General features: G+C 67.7%; 14 protein-coding genes. 8 read left to right on the plus strand and 6 right to left on the minus strand.

Annotation, left to right across the window (positions count from 1 at the left end; genetic code table 11):
• The first annotated feature begins 94 nt into the window (after positions 1–94).
• Complete coding sequence (locus VF167_10075) at positions 95–961, plus strand: lytic transglycosylase domain-containing protein (GenBank protein HEX6925771.1); 867 nt, start codon at positions 95–97, stop codon at positions 959–961.
• A gap of 98 nt (positions 962–1,059) precedes the next feature.
• Here the strand turns inward: VF167_10075 and VF167_10080 are convergent, their stop codons facing one another.
• Positions 1,060–1,578 carry a hypothetical protein gene (locus VF167_10080; GenBank protein ID HEX6925772.1) on the minus strand — a complete coding sequence of 173 codons (519 nt, stop codon included), beginning with the start codon at positions 1,576–1,578 and terminating at the stop codon, positions 1,060–1,062.
• A gap of 273 nt (positions 1,579–1,851) precedes the next feature.
• Between VF167_10080 and mqnB the strand changes: the two genes are divergently transcribed.
• Both mqnB and ftsZ read left to right on the plus strand, forming a co-directional pair.
• Positions 1,852–2,580: a futalosine hydrolase gene (gene mqnB / locus VF167_10085; GenBank protein HEX6925773.1), complete on the plus strand. Its 729-nt coding sequence runs from the start codon at positions 1,852–1,854 to the stop codon at positions 2,578–2,580.
• A 289-nt stretch (positions 2,581–2,869) separates the two neighbouring features.
• Entirely contained in the window at positions 2,870–3,970 is a 1,101-nt protein-coding gene (gene ftsZ / locus VF167_10090) for a cell division protein FtsZ (protein ID HEX6925774.1), read from the plus strand.
• A gap of 35 nt (positions 3,971–4,005) precedes the next feature.
• Here the strand turns inward: ftsZ and VF167_10095 are convergent, their stop codons facing one another.
• From VF167_10095 to VF167_10105, 3 genes are all read right to left on the minus strand, one after another.
• Complete coding sequence (locus VF167_10095) at positions 4,006–4,857, minus strand: response regulator (GenBank protein HEX6925775.1); 852 nt, start codon at positions 4,855–4,857, stop codon at positions 4,006–4,008.
• Positions 4,858–4,920: 63 nt separating this feature from the next.
• Positions 4,921–7,710: a DNA ligase D gene (gene ligD, locus VF167_10100; GenBank protein ID HEX6925776.1), complete on the minus strand. Its 2,790-nt coding sequence runs from the start codon at positions 7,708–7,710 to the stop codon at positions 4,921–4,923.
• 47 nt (positions 7,711–7,757) lie between these two features.
• The gene (locus VF167_10105; GenBank protein ID HEX6925777.1) at positions 7,758–8,594 is read right to left on the minus strand and encodes a Ku protein; all 837 of its coding nucleotides are present in this window, start codon (positions 8,592–8,594) and stop codon (positions 7,758–7,760) included.
• Between the two features lie 178 nt (positions 8,595–8,772).
• Here VF167_10105 and VF167_10110 point away from each other — a divergent pair, with 178 nt between their 5' ends.
• The 5 genes from VF167_10110 to VF167_10130 all read left to right on the plus strand — a co-directional run bounded on the left by VF167_10110 (position 8,773) and on the right by VF167_10130 (position 17,133).
• Positions 8,773–9,069: a Rho termination factor N-terminal domain-containing protein gene (locus VF167_10110; GenBank protein HEX6925778.1), complete on the plus strand. Its 297-nt coding sequence runs from the start codon at positions 8,773–8,775 to the stop codon at positions 9,067–9,069.
• Between the two features lie 171 nt (positions 9,070–9,240).
• Positions 9,241–11,103 carry a beta-propeller fold lactonase family protein gene (locus tag VF167_10115; protein HEX6925779.1) on the plus strand — a complete coding sequence of 621 codons (1,863 nt, stop codon included), beginning with the start codon at positions 9,241–9,243 and terminating at the stop codon, positions 11,101–11,103.
• A 73-nt stretch (positions 11,104–11,176) separates the two neighbouring features.
• Positions 11,177–12,076 carry a cytochrome c oxidase assembly protein gene (locus VF167_10120; GenBank protein HEX6925780.1) on the plus strand — a complete coding sequence of 300 codons (900 nt, stop codon included), beginning with the start codon at positions 11,177–11,179 and terminating at the stop codon, positions 12,074–12,076.
• Positions 12,077–12,319: 243 nt separating this feature from the next.
• Positions 12,320–13,609, plus strand: coding sequence for a DNA repair exonuclease (locus VF167_10125; protein HEX6925781.1), 1,290 nt, complete (start codon positions 12,320–12,322; stop codon positions 13,607–13,609).
• Positions 13,606–17,133, plus strand: coding sequence for an AAA family ATPase (locus VF167_10130; protein HEX6925782.1), 3,528 nt, complete (start codon positions 13,606–13,608; stop codon positions 17,131–17,133). The genes VF167_10125 and VF167_10130 overlap by 4 nt, the downstream gene beginning before the upstream one ends.
• 215 nt (positions 17,134–17,348) lie before the next feature.
• Here VF167_10130 and VF167_10135 read toward each other — a convergent pair whose 3' ends face one another.
• Both VF167_10135 and VF167_10140 read right to left on the minus strand, forming a co-directional pair.
• Positions 17,349–18,593: a hypothetical protein gene (locus VF167_10135; GenBank protein HEX6925783.1), complete on the minus strand. Its 1,245-nt coding sequence runs from the start codon at positions 18,591–18,593 to the stop codon at positions 17,349–17,351.
• Positions 18,590–20,191 (minus strand): Ppx/GppA phosphatase family protein, encoded by a 1,602-nt coding sequence (locus VF167_10140; GenBank protein HEX6925784.1) that lies wholly within the window; start codon positions 20,189–20,191, stop codon positions 18,590–18,592. The genes VF167_10135 and VF167_10140 overlap by 4 nt, the downstream gene beginning before the upstream one ends.
• Positions 20,192–20,343 lie beyond the last annotated feature (152 nt).

Genomic DNA, 20,343 nt, shown 5'->3' on the forward strand with positions numbered 1-20,343 from the left:
TCCGGCCGGGCACGCCAGATGCGTAAACAACTGCCACTATTATCGTTACGCCTATTCAGACGGCAGCCGGCGGACCCACGGACGGAAGGCGACGATGTATTCACCTGCAAGCCGCGATCTACCCCCCTGGGACCGGCGTAGTACGTATCCGCGGCACCCGACAGGAAGGGCGCGGCGGCGCTGGCCACGCGCCTTCGATGGCGAAGAGGCGATCAAGCCACGCTACCGGCGGGCCATGGACCGGGAGCGCCGCCGAGAGCGGCGGCGCTCCCTGCGTGGGCCAGAGTGGCTGGCGTCGTTGCGACAGCATCCCGTCCGCAGTGGTCTCGTGGGCCTCGCCGTTGTGGGAACGGCCACCCCGATCGCCATCAACCGGTACCAGCAGGCGATGCGGCTGGATCCGTCGCATGAGCAGCGCCTCGGCCGCGTCCCCGCCACCGGTGTGAGCGATTCGTCGCTGAGCCGTACCTGGCGCGAGCTGGAGGGACGGAGGAGCGCTACCGCTGCGCAACGCGAGCAGGTCATCCGCGAGAAGATGCAGGAATACGCCTCGTACGACCTGTCTCGCGAGCTGGCGGAGCAGATCTACGACTCGGCCATCGAGGCCGGCATCGACCCGGATATCGCCTTCGGCCTGGTTCGGGCGGAGAGCTCATTCCAGAACTCCGCCACCAGCTACGTCGGGGCCGTCGGGCTTACCCAGCTGATGCCCGCGACCGCCCGCTGGCTCGAGCGGGGCATCACCAACTCCGAGCTGAGAAACCCGACCACGAACCTGCGCATCGGGTTTCGCTACCTGAAACAGCTCGTGGAGAAATACAACGGCGACACCGACCTCGCTCTGGTAGCGTACAACCGTGGGCCTGGAACGGTGGACCGCATTCTCGAGCGCGGCGGGGATCCCGACAACGGCTACGCCGACTTCGTACGCACGGGCGAGGTGGGCGAGCACGAGCTCTGACTATGAGCTCTGTCACCGGTCTGATGGGCGAGGGCTCCCCCACGTAGCCGGATGAGGCGGGAGGAGCCCCGGCTCTCCTTCGCCCCCGCTCCGCGCCCTCAGAAATCGCCCTTTACCAGGAAGAGCCACTCCCATCGCCCGGTGGCGGCATTACGCTCGAAGCCTAGGCGCAGGCCCTGATAGCCGGGCTGCAGCGCATACGCCTCCGGAGCCACCCAGAAGTCCTTCCCGATCTGGACCAGGCCCGCGTCCAGAAGTCGTGGCACCTGATCGAGCTTTCGGTAATTCTCCCGCTGCCAGGCGATGAGCGCGATGCCCCGATCGCGCTGCGAGGAGAGTCCGAAGGTGAAGTCCTCCACCATCACCACCGACAAAGAGTCGATCCGGCGCCAGGCGGCGGCGTCGCGGATGGCGAGCGCGAATTCCGCCAGCGATCCCGTGGCTGCCTCGGCCGGCGCGCGTACCTCGTATACCACATCCTCGGGCTGCACGCTGCCGCTCACCCGCCGGGGGCAGTAGGTGCAGGTGACCAGGAAATGCCCGAGACTGTCACGCCCGATCACATCCAAGCGCGTAAACGGATAGGGCAGCGCGATGGCCGCCGAATCGGTGACCACGGGGACCTCCGGCCTCGCCGTCCAGACGATCGACGGAGGAGGGGGTGGCGCCGGAGCGGGAGGCGGTGGCGGCGGGGGTGGCGGGGGCGTGCGCGCGCATGCGCCCGCCACAACGGGTACCAGGAATACCAGGACGGACCACCGGCAGAAGGCTCGCTTCAGGTGCATGAGCGACCGACGCAGCGCGACGCTTGATCCATGTCGAGGGCGCCGCACGAATGGTAAGTTTATGATTTCAGTAATCGACGACTCACTCGGACGCAGACCCAGCCCATGGACGAACCGGGCGATCTCGTACTCATCGCCTCCGTTCCACTCGAAGTCGAGCCGGTGCTGCAGCGCCTGCACGATATGCGGAGGACGACGATCGGCCGCAAGCCCGCGGCGGAAGGTACCCTGGCCGGCCGCCACGTGGTCGTGATTGAAGGTGGGATGGGAAAGGTGAACGCCGCACAAGCCCTGACCGCGGCGCTGGAGCGCGGCCGCGTCGGGGGCATCGTTGCGTTCGGGGTGGGGGGAGCCTACCCCGGATCGGGACTCGAGGTAGGCGGGTTGGCCCTGGCGAGTGCGGAGATCTACGGCGACGAGGGGGTGGATGCCCCGGGATCGTGGCTATCCAGTGCCGACATCGGCATTCCTCTGCTTCACGGGGAGGAGGGCCCGGTCTACAACGAGATTCCGTTGTCTCCGGCGCGACTGGCGACGGCCTCGGGCGCCCTCACCGATTCGGGGCTCGCGCACGGCGTCGGGCCCTTCGTCACGGTGTCGGCGTGCTCGGGAACGGCCAGGCGCGGCGAGGAGTTGCGCCGCCGGCACGCCGCCCTGGTGGAATCGATGGAAGGAGCCGCCTATGCCCACGTAGCCGCGCTCTACGCCGTGCCCTGCGTGGAGGTAAGGGGAGTCAGCAACGCGGTGGAGGATCGCGATCTTACCCGCTGGCGCCTGGAGGCCGCCGCCGCGGTGGCGGCGCGGGCTGTGGAGCACGTCGTGGCACACTGGTGAGGCGAGCCGCTTGGCTCGCGCTTGCGGCCTCTCGCCGGCAATCACTAGTATGCGGTCACGGATCGTCCGTGCCGTGGATGCGCCGACTATGTCCTCTTTGGGGGGCTACGGCGCGCGGCGTCCCTTCTCCGCGCCCCACCCCTCGCCCAACGGACAGCGCCCTTCTAAAGAGCGGCTTCCGATTCGACGAATCTTAAGCAGGTCACCCGACTGAAGTTCAGCCCCCTGGCGGGGCATCAATTCACACCACGCCTGAACGGCGGACGTCCCTCGCGAGGAGTCAGCAGGAATGGCCGAGTTCGAGTTCGAACAGGAGAGCACGCCAGGCGCCCGGATGAAGGTGGTCGGGGTCGGCGGGGGCGGGGGTAATGCCGTGAACCGGATGATCGAAGAAGAGCTCGAGGGGGTCGAGTTCATCTCGGTCAACACCGACGCTCAGGCACTGAAGCAGAACCGCGCGGAGATCAAGGTCCAGATCGGCCGCAAGCTGACCCGCGGGCTGGGTGCGGGAGCCCGGCCGGAGATCGGGCGAGCCGCGCTCGAGGAGAACCGCGAGGATGTCGCCAAGGTTATCGAGGGCGCCGATCTCGTTTTCGTGACCGCCGGCATGGGGGGAGGTACCGGGACGGGGGCCGCGCCCCTCATCGCCGCAATGTCGCGTGACATGGGCGCCCTGACGATCGCCATCGTCACCAAGCCCTTCCTCTTCGAGGGTAAGAAGAGGATGCGTCAGGCCGAAGAGGGGCTGGCGGAGTTGAAGGAAGCCGTCGACACGGTGATCGTGGTGCCCAACGAGCGTCTCCTTTCCGTGGTCGGTCGCGGCACCACCTTCAAAGACGCCCTCAAGAAGGCCGACGAAGTCCTGCTGAACGCGACGCGGGGCATCAGCGACCTGATCCGGGTAACCGGCGAGGTCAACGTCGACTTCGCGGACGTGCGCACGGTCATGAGCAGCCGGGGGACGGCTTTGATGGGGAGCGGCTACGGCCGCGGGCCGAATCGGGCCGTGGAAGCTGCCCAGGCGGCGATCAGCAGTCCGCTGCTCGACAACATCTCGATCGAAGGGGCGGCAGGGGTTCTGATCAACATCACCGGCGGGATGGACCTCGCGATCGACGAGGTCACCACCATCAGCACCCTCATCCAGGAGGCGGCGGGCGAGGAGGCTGAGATCATCTTCGGAGCCGTCCACGACCCGGAGATCCAGGATGAGCTGCGGGTGACCGTCATCGCGACGGGCATGGACCGACGCCCCCCCGGCCGTACCTTTGCGTCCCGTACGTCGCGCCCGACGCCGGCTCCGTTGACCACACTTCCGCAGCCCACCCGGCTCCCGGATCCGAACGACCTCTCCATCCCCACCTTCATCCGGAAGCAGACCCGCGGCTGAGCTCGCCACGGGGGCCCCGCCGGCCGCAGGCTGGCTCAGCTGGCGATCTTTTGCAGCCGACGGAATTCGTCGGCGAGCTCCTCCAGCCGCTGTGCCAGCGCGTCCGGTCGCGAAGCCAGCTCAGGGAAGGCATCGCACAGCCAGTGGGCGATCTTCCGCTCGGCATCCTCCCCACACAGCGCCAGCGCCTCCGCAATCGACACCTCGTAGTGCAGCAGGAGCGCTCCACTCTCCATCTCGATTTCCGGCCGGATGCCCAGCGCCGCGAGACGCATGGAGACGCTGCGGACCTCCGCCTCGCTCCCCGGACGCAGCTCGATGCGGGTGGTGGCGGGGAAGTGGAAGAAGAGGGTCAGGTGCTCGGCCATCAGCCGATCTTCCAGCGGCAGCCGGCACTGCTCGTCGGACGGCGCGAGGCGAAGGCCGCCGGCCTCCCTCCGCCGCGCCGTCTCGAGTACCCGGTCGATCGCCCCCAGCAGGTGCTTCTGTTCGACCGGCATCACTAGGGCCCCGCGGAAACCCTCCTCACGCAGCGTTTCCTCCGCCACCGTGTCCGACGTCAGCGCCAGAATCGGCACGTCCCTGAGGCCGGATCGCTCTGCGAGCTCGGCCGCCAGCGCGATCCCTTTGCCGTCTTCCAGCGCCCGGTCGAGCAGGATCACGTCCGGACGCTCGGCACGGATCAGCCGGAGCGCCTGCTCGCGTGAAGCCGCCTCCAGGGTGCGGTAGCCGTGGTACTGGAGCGTGCGCGATAGTGCGTGGCGAAGGGAGCTGTACCCGTGCACCACCAGGATCGTCTCCAGTGCCACCGATTCCTCCCAGATCGAGTCGACGAGCGGCTCCAGCAGCTCGTCCCCGGCCTGACCGTGGCGTTCCTCAGTGGTCATCTCACCCGTGGAAGATGAAGTGAACCTGCTGGCTTCGTGCTCGTCAGCTCCGGGCGAACGCCCTCAGTCACCCCCCGCCAGCAGCGGCTCCAGGGAATTCGGTCGACGCATCGCGGGAGCCCATAGATCCCCCACCTCTCGAACCCGGTCCGGTACGGTTTCCAGGGTGAACTCCGCGAGGTCCAGCTCGTCCGTCAGCTCGGACCAATCCAGGGGAGTCGATACTGTCGCGTCGGGCTTTGCCCGCACCGAGTAGACCCCGGCGATCGTCTTCCCCAGGATGTTCTGCAGGTAGTCCACGTACACCGTGCCGTGGGGCCGCTTCTTGACCATCCGCTCAACGGTCGCCTCGCGCGGATGCCTGTGCGCCACTCGCGTGGCGATGATCTGCGCCACCAGCGTCGCCGCTTCCAGGGGTGTGTCCGGGGGGAGCGGGAGGTAGATGTGGAGCCCTTTCGAACCGGAGGTCTTCAGCGCTCCGTGCAGAGAGAAAGCGTCCATCTCTTCTTTTACCCACCGCGCGACCTGGACGACCTGCTGGAAGTCGGCCCCCGGTCCCGGATCGAGGTCGAGGATCGTATAGTCGGCGCTCTCCAAGTGCCCCACGCGAGAATGCCAGGGGTCGTAGGAGATGGCGCCGAGCTGGATCGTGTAGAGCAGCGTCGTCAAGTTGCCACCCACCAGGCGCGGCCTGGCTTCCTTTTCACCGTTGAGGGCGACCAGTTCCACCCGGACCCCCTCCGGTGGATCCTCCGGCGCCGCCTGCTGATAGAACGCCTCCTCTTCGATGCCGTTGGGATACCGCTTCAGCACCAGCGGTCGATCCTCCATCCAGGGGAGGATCAGGTCGGCCATCTCAGCATAATACGCGAGCAGGTCGCCCTTGGTTAGCTTCTTCTTCGGGAAGAAGACCTTGCCCGGGTTGGTGATGTCGAGCCGGTGCGGCCCCAGGGTCAGCGTGCCTCCCCTGCGGGATTCCTGCAGCGCTCGAATCTGGCGGACGACCGCTCCGTCCAGACTTGGGTCGCGATCCGGCGGCCCGGGATTGCCCTTCCTTGAAGCCCGCGCATTCGACGACCGCCTACGCTTCCGCGTTTTGCCTTCCGAATCCTTCTTCTTTCCCCCCGAATCCTTTTTTCCCTTCGAGTCTTCGCCAGGCTCCTCGATCCTGGCCGGTGGTTCCCGTACCACCTCGCGTGGATCCTTATCGTCTCTGAAGCCGACGAACACCCCCTGCCGAACGATTCCGCGCGAGGTCCATTCGTTGAAGCGGATCTGCACGACCACCTTCGGCGACACCCAGTGGGCGCGCTCGTTGGTCTCGGGCTCCTCCCGGAAAGGCGACGTCTTGCGCTCGAGCGGCTTCAGTCGCCGCTCCATCTCGCGAAGTGTCTGGGCGTTGAAGCCCGTGCCGGTATGGCCCGCGTAGATCAGGTCGCCGTCCTCATAGTATCCCAGCAGGATCGCTCCGAGGTGCTGGCGACTGCGCCGCGGCTCAGTCCATCCCCCGACCACGAACTCCTGGGTGTTCTCGAGCTTCACCTTCACCCAGTCGTCAGTCCGCTGACCGGGCCGGTACTTCGACGTTCGCCGCTTGGCGATCAGCCCCTCCCAGCGTCCCTCGCGCGCCCGAGCCTCCATCGCCTTCCGATCGGAGGACGTGTCGCCGAGGCGGAGGATCGACCCCGTGCGCCCTTCGAGCAGCTCCTCCAGCCGCTCACGGCGGGCGTCCCAGGGCTCGTCGACGAGGACCTCCTCGCCGGCCAGGATCACGTCGAATACGACCAGGGCAGCGGGCTGCTCCTCGGCCAGCCTCTGGATCCGTCGTGAATCCGTCACATGCATCCGGCCCTGGAGCGACTCGAAGCGCACGATCTCATCCCCTTGCAGCCCGACGATCTCCCCATCCAGGACCAGGGGCATACCCAGATCATTGGCCAGGTCAGTCAGCGCTTCCGTCACCTCCGGGAATTGCTTCGCCTTGTCGTTCGCATTGCGGGTGATGAGCGCTGCGCCCACGTCGGTGGCAAAGGCCAGCACGCGGATGCCGTCGTACTTCGGCTCGAAGGTGAAATCGCGCTCGTTCGGGATGGAAGCGCCGGAGCGCGCCAGCATGGGGAGCAGCCCCGAGAGGTCAGGCGCCGGAGCATCTTCGCCGGGTGACGATGCCCGCTTTCTGCTCTTGGACTTACCCCCGTCCTTGGTGGCGCCGTCCCCCCGATTCGAATGCCAGACTCGCGAGCCACCCTTCCCTCTGGCGATCTCCTCCATCGTGCGTCCGGTCGCGACGGAGGTGGTTACCTCGGCGGTAATGTCGCGCGACCCGTCGGCTTCTTCGTCCCGGTGCTTGATCAGGAGCCACTGCGGCTTGTTTTCATCCCCGCCTCTGGTGCGCACCAGGGCGAAGGAGCCGCGGAGCCGCTCGCCGTGGAGGGTGAAGGAGATCTTGCCGGCGTGATATCCCCGTCGGATTGCCTTCGCGTCGCTTTCGCGAGGACCCTTCTCGTCGGCGGTGTAGGTGCCGCGATCCCAGAGCATCACCGTCCCGCCGCCGTATTCGCCCTGCGGGATGGTCCCCTCGAAGTCGTTGTACTCGATCGGGTGGTCCTCGACCTCCATGGCCAGGCGCTTGACTGAGGGGTCGAGGCTCGGGCCCTTGGGAACGGCCCAGCTCTTCATCACGCCGTCGAGCTCGAGCCGCAGGTCATAGTGCAGCTGACGGGCGTCGTGCTTCTGAATCACGAACTCCAGACCGTCGGCCGGCCCACGCCGCTTCTTGCTGCCCCGTGGCTCGGCGGTCTTGCTGAAGTCGCGTTTGCTCCGGTAGGTAGAGAGGCTGGATTTTGCGGCCATGGGGGCGGGTCAGGACGTCGAGCCGGGGCGGGACGTGACGACCCGCGTCACGCCGACTTCCGGCGCTTCGAGGTGCCGCTCTTCTTCTTGCGGCTTGCAGAGGGCTTCTTCGATTTGCCCTCGAGGCTCTCCTTCAAGCGATCCATGAGGTCGATGACCCCGGTCATCTCAGGCTCGGGCGCCTCGCGGAGGGTCACCTTCTTACCCTTCATCTTGGCCTGGATGATCTTCTCGAGGTTGTCCCGGTACTCGTCCTTGTACTTCTCCGGCTTGAACTCCTCGGTGAGGTTGCCGACGAGCTGCTCGGCCATCTGCAGCTCCTGGGGCCGGTAGTCGGCGCCGGGGAAGCGGTACTCGGAGGCGTCGAGAACCTCGTCGGCGAAGCGCATCAGGTCCAGCACCATGGCATCGTGCAACGGCTTGATCGAAGCCAGATACTGCCGCTTGCGCAAGGTGATCGTTCCGATACCGAGCGTGCCCGTGTTCTTCATCGCGTCGCGCAGGAGCGCGTAAGCCCGCTCGCCTCCCTTCTGCGGAATCAGGTAATACGGCTTCTCGAAGTAGCGCGGATCGACGTCGTCTTCCGGTGCAAAGTCCTGGATCTCGAAAGTCTTGTTGGTGGCCAATGCCGCCTTCTCGAAATCCGCATCGGTCAGCACCACGTAGCGTTCCTTCTGGTACTCGTAGCCTTTGACGATGTCGTCCCAGGCGACCTCCTTGCCATCGTCCTTGCAGACGCGCTCGTACTTCACCGGACAGTAATCGCCCTTCCCTTTCGGGGCGAGGAGCTTGAACGAGAGGTCGTGGGAGCGCACCGCCGCTTCGAGGCGAACGGGAATGTTCACCAGGCCGAAGGCGATTGCCCCAGTCCATATGCTGGCCATGCGGACCTTGCCGGTTCGAGAAAAGTCGTCCCCGCCCGAAATCGTGACGTGGAACCGGGTTCGGAACGCAAGCAAAATGCCGGCTGCGAGCCCCGGCACGGGCTTCGCATCCTCGCACGAGCGGGTGGGGGTTGGAGGGCCGCCGTGAGCATCGAAACCGAGCCAACCGGAGGAGCAGATGCCCAGAGGATGGAGCAACAAGGACGAGCGCAAATACGAGCATATCAAGGAGAGCTCGCAGGAGCGCGGCGCGTCCGAGCGGCGTGCCAAGGAGATTGCCGCCCGCACGGTGAATAAGGGGCGCCGGCAATCGGGCCGCACTCCGAACCGCACCACCCAAGGAACGGGCAATCCGAACCGCGGCTACGAGGCCCGCACCCGCGACGAGCTGTACAACATTGCGAAGGAGCGGAACATCCCGGGCCGCAGCAGCATGAACAAGCAGGAACTCATTCAGGCGCTGCGCAGGCGGTAATCGGTGGGCGGCTCCCCGGGAGGCGGGGAAGCGGAAGCTCGAGGTGCCCCGGGGCCCGCCGCCTCGTCCGAGTCTCGACGGCCATCCGGTTGTCCATGGCCGTCGATCAACGTGCTTCGGGTCTAGACGGCCCTCGCTACCTGCAGCGGTTTCTCCTCACCATTCAGGCTGATGCGCGCCCTCCCTGCAGCTGACGCCGTGCCGCCCGAGGGCCAGCTCGACCGCACCGGCTGCCCCCGCGGGCGGCACACCGCGATCATCGATTGGCGTGCCCCCACCGGCCTGAGTGGGCGGCGCATAGTGATCGTCGGTGCGGTCGCGGCACTGCTGCTGGGGTGCTCAGCAGAGAGGCGGGAGACTGGCGATGCCCGGTTGCGAGTCGGCTTCGTCGAGCTCGAGGAGGGTGGAGAAAGCGCGCTGCACGGTGCGGAAATGGGCGCCGAGGAGGCGCGGCACGCCGGCGAGCTCGTCGGGCGCAGCTTCGAGCTTCTCCTCGAAGAGGCCGAGTCACCGGAGGAGGCCGTAGCCGCCGCGGAGCGTCTCGCCAACAGCGGGGTCGTTGCCGTCATCGGCGGGTTCGACGCTCCCACCTGCCGGGCTCTCTCCGAGACGGCCGACCGTCTGCGGATCCTCTTCCTCAACGTCGGCTGCAGGGAGGACGCGCTGCGGACCGACCGTAGCCGCTACACGCTGCACGTCGAGGGGAGCAAGGCGATGTACGAGGCCGGCCTTGGTCGGTTCGGCCGTGAGGCGGTGCTCTGGCACGGAGAGCTGGAACGGTTCGGGGCGGCCCAGCTCAACGATCGTTTTGAGCAACACATCGGGAACTCAGCGGACGCTCTTGGCTGGGCCAGCTGGATGGCGGTCAAGATTGTCTGGGAGGCCTTTTCCGCCGCCGGGGCGGCTGAGCCTGATTCGCTGCTGGCTGTGCTCACCGCGCCGGAGGCGCGGTTCGACGGACACAAGGGCGAGCCGCTGACCTTCGATCACCGTACCCGTCAGCTCCAGCAGCCTCTCTTCGCTCGACCCCTCGGCCGACAGGTTCGCGGGCAGGGCTCCGCGGCCCTCGCCCGACACGAGGCACTTCCCCACCCGTCCGAGATTGACGTGGGGCCGGGACCCTTTCTCTACGTGAGCAACGAGGGCTCGGTCGACGTCACCGTAGTGGGGCTGGAGCGCGGCGAGGCCATTGCCCGGCTCCCCGTGGCGCGGCGCCCGCGAGGACTCCACCTCGATCCCTCCGGCGAACGCCTCTACGTAGCGCTCAGCGACGACTCGCCGCGCTCCGAAAGCGACCAGGACGGAGTGGCCGTGTTCGACCTGCGGCATGGCGGGGAGCAGCGGAGCTACGCGGTCGGGAGCGACCCGGAGCAGTTCGTGATCTCGCCCGACGGCGAGCGGCTCTATGCCGCGAACGAGGATGCGGGGACAGCTACTGCAACCGGGCTCATCACCGGACAGGTGCTGGCCACCGTGGTGGTCGGTATCGAGCCCGAAGGCGTGGCCGTAAGCCCCGACGGGAAGTGGGTCTACATCACCGCGGAGACCAGCAATACCGTCTCGGTGATCGATACGCGCAGCAACGAGGTGGTTGCCACCTTCCTGGTGGGAGTTCGACCGCGTGCGGCCGCATTCTCCCCCGGTGGAGATCGGGCCTATGTGACGAACGAGATCAGCGGGACAGTGTCGGTGGTGGCAGTTCCACAGCACGCCGTAATAGAAACCCTTTCCCTCCCTGAGGGATCCCGGCCTGTGGGCATCGCTGTCGCGCCCGACGGGCGTCGCGTTTACGTGGCCACCGGGCACCACAACACCGTGGCGGTGGTGGATCCGGCACGGGGCGAGGTGATCGCCGACGTGCCGGTAGGAAAACGCCCGTGGGGGGTCACTCTGTCGCCGGAGGGGCGCTTTGCCTATACGGCCAATGGCGTCTCGAACGACGTCACCGAGATCGACACGGAAGCGCTGCGCGCCACGCGCACGATCCCCGTCGGTGAAAGGCCCTGGGGCGTTGCCTTCGCCCGGGCGCGGTGAAGCAATGTCGCGCCCGCCGATCTGCGCACGGTGTGCGGCGATTGTCCAAGCGGCCTTCGTGGGGTCGTTGCTGATGAACCTGGCTGCCCGTCCTGCATGGGCCCACGCGGGCGAGCCGCTGGCGCCGCATGACCTCTGGGGTGCCTGGTTGGAGGATCCCGCGGCCCTGGCTGTAATCGGTTTGGCGAGCTGGCTGTACGCTCGAGGGTGTGGGGCCCTTTGGGCGCGGGCCGGAATGGGTCGAGGGATCCCGCGCTGGCGACTCTGGAGCTACTCGACCGGCGTCTTGGTGCTCCTCCTCGCGCTGGTCAGCCCCCTCGATCCGCTGGGAGGTGCACTCTTCAGCGCGCACATGGTGCAGCACGAGCTGCTCATCATGGTTGCCGCGCCCTTGCTGCTGCTGGGCCATCCACTGCTAGCCTTCACGTGGGCCCTCCCGCGACCGTGGCGGAAGCCACTCGGCCGAAGGATCCGAACGCCGCCCGTGCGCGCCCTCTGGCGGTGGCTGACCCGACCTGCGGTTGCCTGGACGCTGTATGCCATCGCCCTCTGGCTCTGGCATACTCCACGGCTGTACGAGGCGGCGCTGACGAGCGAGCCCGTGCACCTTCTGCAGCACCTCTCCTTCTTCGCGACCGCGCTGCTCTTCTGGTGGCCGGTCCTACATCCCAGCCCGTACCGCCGCCTGGGGGCGGTCCTCGCCGTCTTTTACCTCTTCGCGACCGCCCTGCATGGAAGCGCCCTGGGAGCGTTCCTCAGCCTGTCCCGGCGCGCCTGGTATCCAGCGTACGAGGAGGGAGTGGCCAGGTGGGGGATGACCCTGCTGGAGGACCAGCAGCTCGGCGGTCTGATCATGTGGATTCCCTTCGGCGCGCTCTACCCCGCGATCGCCCTAGGCTTGCTCGGACACTGGCTTCGACGGCCCAACGAGCAGGCCGGCCACGTCCCCATTGTCCCTGCCTCCAAGGTCTGAGTCACCAGGGACCCGGCGTCCAGGGTCCGAGTCAGAGGAGGCCGCTATCTTCTCATCCGGCGGGGGGTGGCACCGAGGGGCGCCGCTCATTGCGCCAGGAAGCTCGCTTCTGCGCGGCGGTCGACGGCGCGCCGCTGGTGACCATACGCACCTCAAATCGCGCCGGACCACCCGATCATTGCTCGTAGTCGGCCTTCGGCCATAGATTGGCGCTGGCCGAAAGTTTCCCGAACCTCGCTCGCCGTGAAGATCCTCTGCACCGCTGACGTTCACATTGGTCGCCGCCCCACCCGCCTGCCGGGCCGGGTGGACACCTCGGCGCACTCGTGTGCCCGCGCGTGGTCGAACCTGGTCGATTGCGCTATCGCGGAAGGGGTGCAGCTGGTGCTGGTGGCGGGAGACCTGGTGGATCAGGCGAATCGCTACTACGAGGCAGCGGGACCGGTGGAGGCAGGGGTGCGGGCGCTCGTTTCGCACGGCATCGGCACCGTGGCGGTTGCCGGCAATCACGACCACAACACCCTCCCGTGGGTCGCCAGCCGCTTCCGTCGGGACGAGTTCCGGTTGCTCGGTCAGCAGGGCCGCTGGGAACGGCACACGGTGGAACGCGACGGGCGGCCGGTGCTGCACATCGACGGCTGGTCCTTCCCGGCGGCGGTATTCCTGGACGACCCACTGCAGCCTTACCCCCGACGGCCTCGCGACGGGGTCCCGGTGATCGGTCTCCTCCACGCGGACCTGGACCAGCCGAACAGTCGCCACGCGCCCGTGAGTCTCGCCGCGCTGCGCGCCGCGCCAGTCGACTTCTGGCTTCTCGGCCACATCCACCGGAGTGCCCTCCGGCAGCATGCCGGGGGCGCGGCATTGCTCTACCCAGGATCCCCGCAGGCGATGGACCCGGGGGAGCCGGGAGTTCACGGCCCCTGGATCGTCGAGATCGACTCCGGCGGACGCTTTCACGCCCGCATGCTCCCGCTCTCCACGGTGCGGTACGACAGCATCGAGGTGGACGTAGCTGGAGCGGACGAGGAGGCGGAGGTAGACCGGCGAGTCGTGGCCTCCGTGCACTCGGCGCTGGCGGCGGTGGAGCCCGAGGCGGGTCCGCTCCAGTACCTTAGCCTGCGGGTGCGGCTCACCGGTAGGACGCCACTGCACCGCAGGCTTCAGCGCCGCAACTGGGAGGAGGTCGGCGACCTCGACGCGCGCTCGGGCGAGATGCGCGCCGGAGTGGAGCGCCTGGAAATCGCAACCCGTCCTGCACGAGACCTCGACGAGCTCGCACATGGCCAGGACGCGCCCGCGTTGCTCGCGCGACTGATCCGCAACCTCGACAAGGGTACCCTGGCTCCGACGGAGGAGGAGCTCGTGCGCACCGCGGTCGCCCAGGTGGAAGAGGTCTGGAAGGCGCGCCAGTACCTCCCGCTCCAGGAGGAGGATGACGAACGGCCATCGGAGGCGCGGGTGAGAGAGCTGCTCGGGCAGCAGGCCATGTTCCTTCTGGACGAGCTGCTGGCATCGAGGGAGGGAGCATGAGCGAGGCGTCGCTCCGCTTCGAAGAGCTCCAGGTCAGGCGGGCTCCTGGCTTCGACGCCGAGGGCTTCCGCTTGAGAGAGCTTTCACCAGGCATCAACATCATCCACGGCCCGAACGGATCGGGGAAGTCGACCACGGCGAGATCGGTAGCGCGTCTCCTCTGGCCGAAATCCGTGGGCGAGTCACGGGAATCGCTCCGAGGAAGGTTCCGGTTGGGGGAGGAGGAATGGATTGCGGAGGTGGACGGCTCCCGGGTGCGGTACTGGCGAAACGGCGTGGAGGCCTCCGCGCCCCACCTGCCGCCGGGAGAGGGGCATCAGCGCTATCATCTCTCCCTACACGACCTGCTCCGCGAGCGGGACTCGAGCTTCGCCGCCGTGATCGCGCGGGAGTCGGCCGGCGGTTTCGACGTGCGGGCGAGCGGAGCGAAGCTGGAGCCTCGCGCGCCGACGAGCCGGCGCAACGCGTTGAACGAGGCGCTGAATCGCGCGAGAGAGGAGTACGATGCGGCTGTCGCGCGCCACCGCGAGCTGCGCGCGAAGGAACGGGAGCTTGCGGAGCTTCGAAGCCAGTTTCGCGAAGCCGATGCTGCTCAGCGGCGCATGGGGCTACTGGAGGCCGCGCTGGAACACGCTCAGGCGCGGGAGCGCGAGGCGGTCACTCGCGCGGCGCTGGCCCGCTTCCCGGCCGCGATGGAGCATGTGGCGGGCGACGAGTTCGAGCAGCTCTGCCGGCTTCGCGACAGCCTTCGTCGGAACGAGGAGGCGCGCCGGGACGCCGAGAAGGCGGCCGAGCACAGCCGGATGCGCATGGCCGAGCTGGCGCTTCCGGATGAGGCGCTGCGGGAGGACCTCGTCCCGGCACTCGAGGAGGACTTCGCGAGGCTGGAAACCGCGCTGCGAGAGGTAGAGCGGGCTTCCGCCGCCCACGCGAGAGCGCTCGCGCGGCGCGATGCCGAGGCGCAGCGCCTCGGAGCATTTGCGGATCCCGAGCGCCTCTCGGCGGTCGATCTCGCCGGGATCTCGAATGTGGCAGAGTTCGCCCGCCGGGTGAACGCGCTGGCCTCGCGGCGGAATGCCCTGGAAAGCCAGCTCCGCCTCCTGAACGGATCGCCCCTCGACCAGGATGCCGCCAGGGTCGACGAAGGAATTCGCCTCCTCCGCTGCTGGCTGCGCGAGCCACCGCCCGCCGCGCCGGAGACCAAGCGAAGCGGGTGGAAGCGGATGGCCGGCGGCGCGGCGGCGGTGGCGCTGGTCGGCGTGGGGGCGATTCTCGCCCTCGGTCTGCACCCCCCTTATCTGGCTATCCTGCTCCTGGGGCTCACCCTGCTGATGGCGATCTTCTGGCCCTCAGCGTCGCCACCCGCCGGGGCGGATGCGCGCGAGGTGCACCGGCGGGAGTACGAGAAGCTCGGTCTCGGTGGACCGGCGAGCTGGGACCCACGGGGGGTAGAGACGCTACTGACGAAGCTCGAGGAGCGTGGCCTCGCCGCGCGACAGGCGGTCATCCAGCAGGCCCGCCGGCGCGAGCTCGAAGAGGATCTTGCGGGGCTCGCCGCGGCCGAGCGGGAAATCGAGGAGGAGCGAGTCCGTATCGTTTCGCGCCTCGGGGTAGTCCCACCCGACACGGCACCGATCGAGCTTGCCTGGATCACGGAAGCGATCTCCCGCTGGCAGGCCGCGCACGCTGAGGTGGTGGCAGAGGAAGGGGTCCTCCGTGCGGCCGAGGAACGCGCCGGGGAGATCGAGGATTCTCTTCGCACCCGCCTCGAGCCGCTCGGCTATCACCCGCTCACGACGGTCGGTGAGCTATCCACTGCCATCCGCGCTCTTCAGGAGCGGCGTCAGACACTCCGGAGCGAAAACGAGAGACTGCGGAACGCGGAGGCCACGCTTCGGCGGCTCGCCGAGGAGCGCCGGACGCGGGAGGAGGAGATCCAGCGTCTGTTCGACTCGCTCGGACTGGAAGCCGGGAGCGACGAGACGGTACGTGTCTGGTGCGAACAGCGTCCGCACTACCGGCAGGCCTACGATGCTCACCGTCGGGCGGAGAGCGTGGTCGAAGCGGCGCGTGTTCGCCTGGAGGGTCTTGGCGTCACCGCGGAGGTGATGTCGCGCCCAGCGCACGAGCTCCGAGCGGAGATCGAGCTGGAGGCGCAGCGTGCGAGCCGGCGTGACCAGTTGGCCAGCGAGATCACCGCTACCGAAACGCTTATCAATGATGCGAAGCGTTCACACAGCGTGGAGGAAGCGCTCGAGCGGGTGCAACGGGCTGAAGAGGACCTGCGGCGGGCGAGGGAGAAGGAGGCTCGATCAGCGATTGCGGAGGCGCTCATCGACGCGCTCGAGCGGGCGACGCGAGACCAGCATCTGCCGGCGGTCTTCCGGCGCGCGCGAGAGCTGTTCTCGCGCATCACCCACGCCCGCTACGAGCTGCGACTGCGTCAGGAGAGAGAGCCTGAATTCACGGCATTCGATCGGATCGATCGGCAGGAACGGCGGCTGGAAGAGCTGTCGAGCGGCACGCGAGTCCAGCTCCTGCTCTCGGTGCGAGTTGCCTTCGTCGAACAGCAGGAGCAGGGCGTGAGGCTCCCCCTGCTGCTCGACGAAGTGCTGGGCAACAGCGACGACGAGCGCGCACGCGCCATCATGGAGGCTGCGGTGGAGCTCGCCCGGGAGGGCCGCCAGATCTTCTACTTCACCGCACAGGGGGACGAGGTGGCGCGCTGGCGAGGCATCGCCAGCGAGGGACTGCTGGCGGGAATCGAGTTCCGGGAGATCGACCTAGCCGAGGTGCGCGGAGCGGAGCGCCGGCTGGTGATCCCGCCAGCGATCCCCTTCTCTCGGCGTCTCCCACCTCACCCCGGCGGCGACGATCATGCCCGCTACGGACGCCGTCTCGGCGTGCCCCGCCTGGATCGGACGCAGGCGGAGGTGACTGCCCTCCACCTCTGGTACCTGCTCGACGATCCGAAGACGCTGCACCGGCTTCTGTCGCTTGGACCCGAGCGCTGGGGTCCGCTGCGGGCCCTGGTGAGGAACGGCGGGCGCGCGCTCGTCGACGAACGACTCGCCCGCGAGTTGGAGGCGAAAGGACGAGTGGCCGAGGCCTTCCTGGAGGCAGTCGGCGTCGGCGTGGGGCGGCGCGTCGATCGGGTCGCGCTGGAAGAATCGGGCGCGGTGGGCACGACCTTCCTCGACCGCGTCGACGACCTGGCTCGAAGCCTGGAGGGGAACGCGGCGCGCATCATGGAAGCCCTCGAAGCCGGCGCCGTGCCCCGTTTTGGCACGAAGCGAAAACAAGCGCTGCGGAGCTTCTTCGAGGAGGGCGGCTACCTGCCGCAGCAGGCGCCGCTGAGTCGCGAAGAAATCCGCCAGTTCGTGCTCTCCCGAGCGGCCGGCGATCTGGCTCGAGGCACGATCACCATCGACCAGCTCGAAGGGCTGCTCGCGCGCCTCTGGCTCGGCATCGAGGGCGGCGACCTGATCAGCAGACCTGAGCCGGCTCGCACGGCGCCCGCCTGATCACCTCACGCGCCTCTCGCCAGGATCGAGAACGGCGAGCGAACCTCCACGCTGAGCCGCCTCACAAGGTGCTCACCTGATCACCTCGTAGGGCTCCAGCTCGGCATCGAGAACGGCGAGCAAACGGCGGCGCCCGACCCGGCTCACAAGCCAAGCATCCCGGGGTGCCCCACCTGCGGAATTCGGACGCCCCGCCTGCGTGAGCCGCCCGCCGCCTACCTCCAGAGGTACTCCGCGAAGTCCAGGAAGCGCATCCAGTCGTACGGCGTGAGATTGTGGGCACCGCGACGGATGTGGTATCCCAGCCGGCCGAAGTGCACCGGCTGCTCCAGCCCTGGCATCTGGTCCTCCCGCACGATCGCATTCCCCCAGAGGGCAAAGACCGGAGAGGCGTGCGCCAGGGAGAGGAACTCTCCGCGAGGGTCCGCCCACAGGTCCTCGTCCGCGCTCGCGACGTAGACCGCGCGGGGTGCCATGAGGGCGATCAACATGTGCTGGTCGACCGGCAAGTTGCTTTCGCGATCGGCGTACTCCGCGAAACGGGGCGCGAACCAGTGTGGGAAGGAGGTGGTGATGCGTTTGACCGTCTCCCCGAAGCGACGGCGGGCGAGCGCCGCGCCGCCTTCTCCCGATTCGTTGGAGATGACCAGCGAAAAGCGAGGATCTTCCGCACCCGCCCAGAGGGCCGCCTTTCCCCCGCGCGAATGGCCGAGCACAGCTACCCGCGTCGCGTCGACGTCCGGATCGGTCTCGAAGTAGTCCATTGCGCGGCTGGCTCCCCATCCCCACGCGGCGAGGGCAGCCCAGGCGTCGGTCTCGCGTTCACCCGCGGCCACCCCCTCGAAGAGCTGCATCACCCCGTTGCGATAGGTCAATGAATCATCCGGTGCGAGCTCGTTGTTCTGGATGGCGGCGATCCCGAATCCTCGGTCGATCACCTCCTCCACCGGCCAGAAGCCGGAGCGCTCCTGTCGGGTCGGGTCGGTGTTGGTGCGCGGCCGATTGTTGAGCAGCAGAAAGACGGGGGTGCGGCCGAGCACGCCGTTGGGAAGGAAGAGAAGGAGCTCGAAGGAGTGATGCCTGTCCTCGACCCGACTGTGGACGGCGATCCGACGCAGGGTCGCCGCCCCATCGAGCGCCTGTCGGTCCACCTCCAGCGTCTCGAACCAGAGGCTGTCGGGCCGCCCCGGCCGACGCCCGTAGACGTTCTCCCGGAAAAGCTCCAGGATCTCCTCGCGCCGAGCCTCCCATTCCTCAGGTTCGGTGATGCGGCTTCCATCCGACTTGCGGAGCGGATCGGGAAGGGTGTACTCCGGCACCGCTTCCTCGTCGTAGATGAACTCACCGCCTGACAGGCTATCCACCAGGGCCGCGTCGGCCCGCCAACCTGACTGGGCGGAAAGAGGGGTCACCATGGCGAGCAGGAGCAGGGGCAGGATCAGCAGCGTGCCAACGTTCATCCCGATCGCATCCAGGGGTCAGTGGGGGAAGGGGCGGTCGCTTCCATCCGCGCGACGTGCAGGGGACGAGCGAAAACCCGCTCAAACAGCTTTCCCTTCTTTTTCAGGGCCCAGAGATCCAACGGGGTCTCGCCCGCCGTCACCACATGGAGATGAACCGCGTCGTCTTGGGCGCGCACAGTCAGCTCCTGCACCTCCTGGCGGTGCTCGCGGTCGAGCGCGTCCCCCACGCGCAGCAGCGCGACCAGCGTGCGCACGCGTCTCCGGTCCTCGTCGGAGAGCCCTCCGTATTCCTTGTGCGAGCGCTTTGGCCGGGATCCGCGGTGGTAGCGTGCGACCAGTGCCGCCAGCTTGATCTCCGCGCGGCTCAGACCCGGCAGTTCGGCATGGCGGATCAGATACCGGGAGTGTTTGTGATGCTTGCGATTCGCGACGAACTTCCCGATGTCGTGGAGGATCGCGGCCGCCAGCAGAATGCGGCGATCCACCTCGCCCAGTCCGTGAAGCGCCTGCAGACAATCATAGAGCCGTAGCGAGAGCCGGGCGACTTGCCGGCCATGAGCCTCGTCGAACTGGTGGCGACGGCCCAAGGCGATCGCACTTTCTTCCAGCTCGTGGGTGAGTGCGGCTTCGCGAGAGGAGTGAGAGCGTAGCTCGTCGAGCAGGTCGAGCATGACCCCTTCCTTCAGACCCACGCCCGGCACCAGGATCGTTTCGGTACCCGCGATGAGCGCCAGCCGCTCGTAGACGATCGCGGCCGGCAGGATGACGTCCGCGCGGTCCTCGCGCAGGTTGAAGCGCGCCATCCGCTCCTGGTAGGAGAGAGGAGCGAGCTGATCGATCAGCTCCACGAGGCGACTGCGGGTAAGCCGCCGTGCGCCCGAGGCGTCAGGGGAAGCTTGGGCCAGCTCGGCGAGCACATCGGCATTTCCGCCCGTTGCGATCAAGGCTTCGACCCTCGTCCCGTGCGGCAAGGTTCCGATCGCCGAACCGGCATACGCCTCGATCAGCGGGCGGAGCTTCTCCGAGGCCGGGCTACCGTTCCCTTCCCCGCCGAGCTCCTCGAGCAAGCGGACCGTACCGAGGGGAAGCGATTCCGTCCAGCGGCGCGAATGTGACTCGGCGAAGGAGAGCTCCAGGCTGCCACCTCCCAGATCGGCGAGCAACCAGCGTCGCCCGGCCAGCGGCAGACGGGCACGGATCGCTCGCCAGACCAACCGTCCCTCCTCCGCGCCGGTAATCGGCTCCACCTCGAGACCCGTCTTCTTCCGTGCCCGTTCGATCAACTCGGGCCCGTTCTCGCTCTCCCGGACCGCGCTGGTGGCTACCGCTCGGTAATGGCGCACACCCGCGGCGTCCATCCGCTCGCGGAATGTCGCCACGGCCGCGACTGCCTGGTCGATCCGCTCCGGCTCAATACGACGGCTGCGGAAGGCGGCATGGCCGAGGCGCACCGGAACCCGTCGGGATTCCAGCAGCACGAAGGCCTCCGGCGCGGTGAACTCGGCGATGGCAAAGCGGAGCGCATTCGACCCGATGTCAATCGCCGCCAGGCGGAGGGGGAACTCGACGGAGGCAACGGCGCCGGTGCTCGACATGCGGGCTGAAGATGCGAAGGTGACGGCGAGTGGGCGTGGCTCGGCGAACGGCTTCGCGCGGCCAACCACGCTTAACAGGAGCCTTCTGCCGTGCCAGGAAATGAGGATACTGCGCGTAGGACGTTAGAGACAACTCCCTTGACGTCCTCCTG

This window comes from Longimicrobiaceae bacterium (genome assembly GCA_036375715.1).
In the GTDB taxonomy this organism is placed as follows: domain Bacteria; phylum Gemmatimonadota; class Gemmatimonadetes; order Longimicrobiales; family Longimicrobiaceae; genus DASVBS01.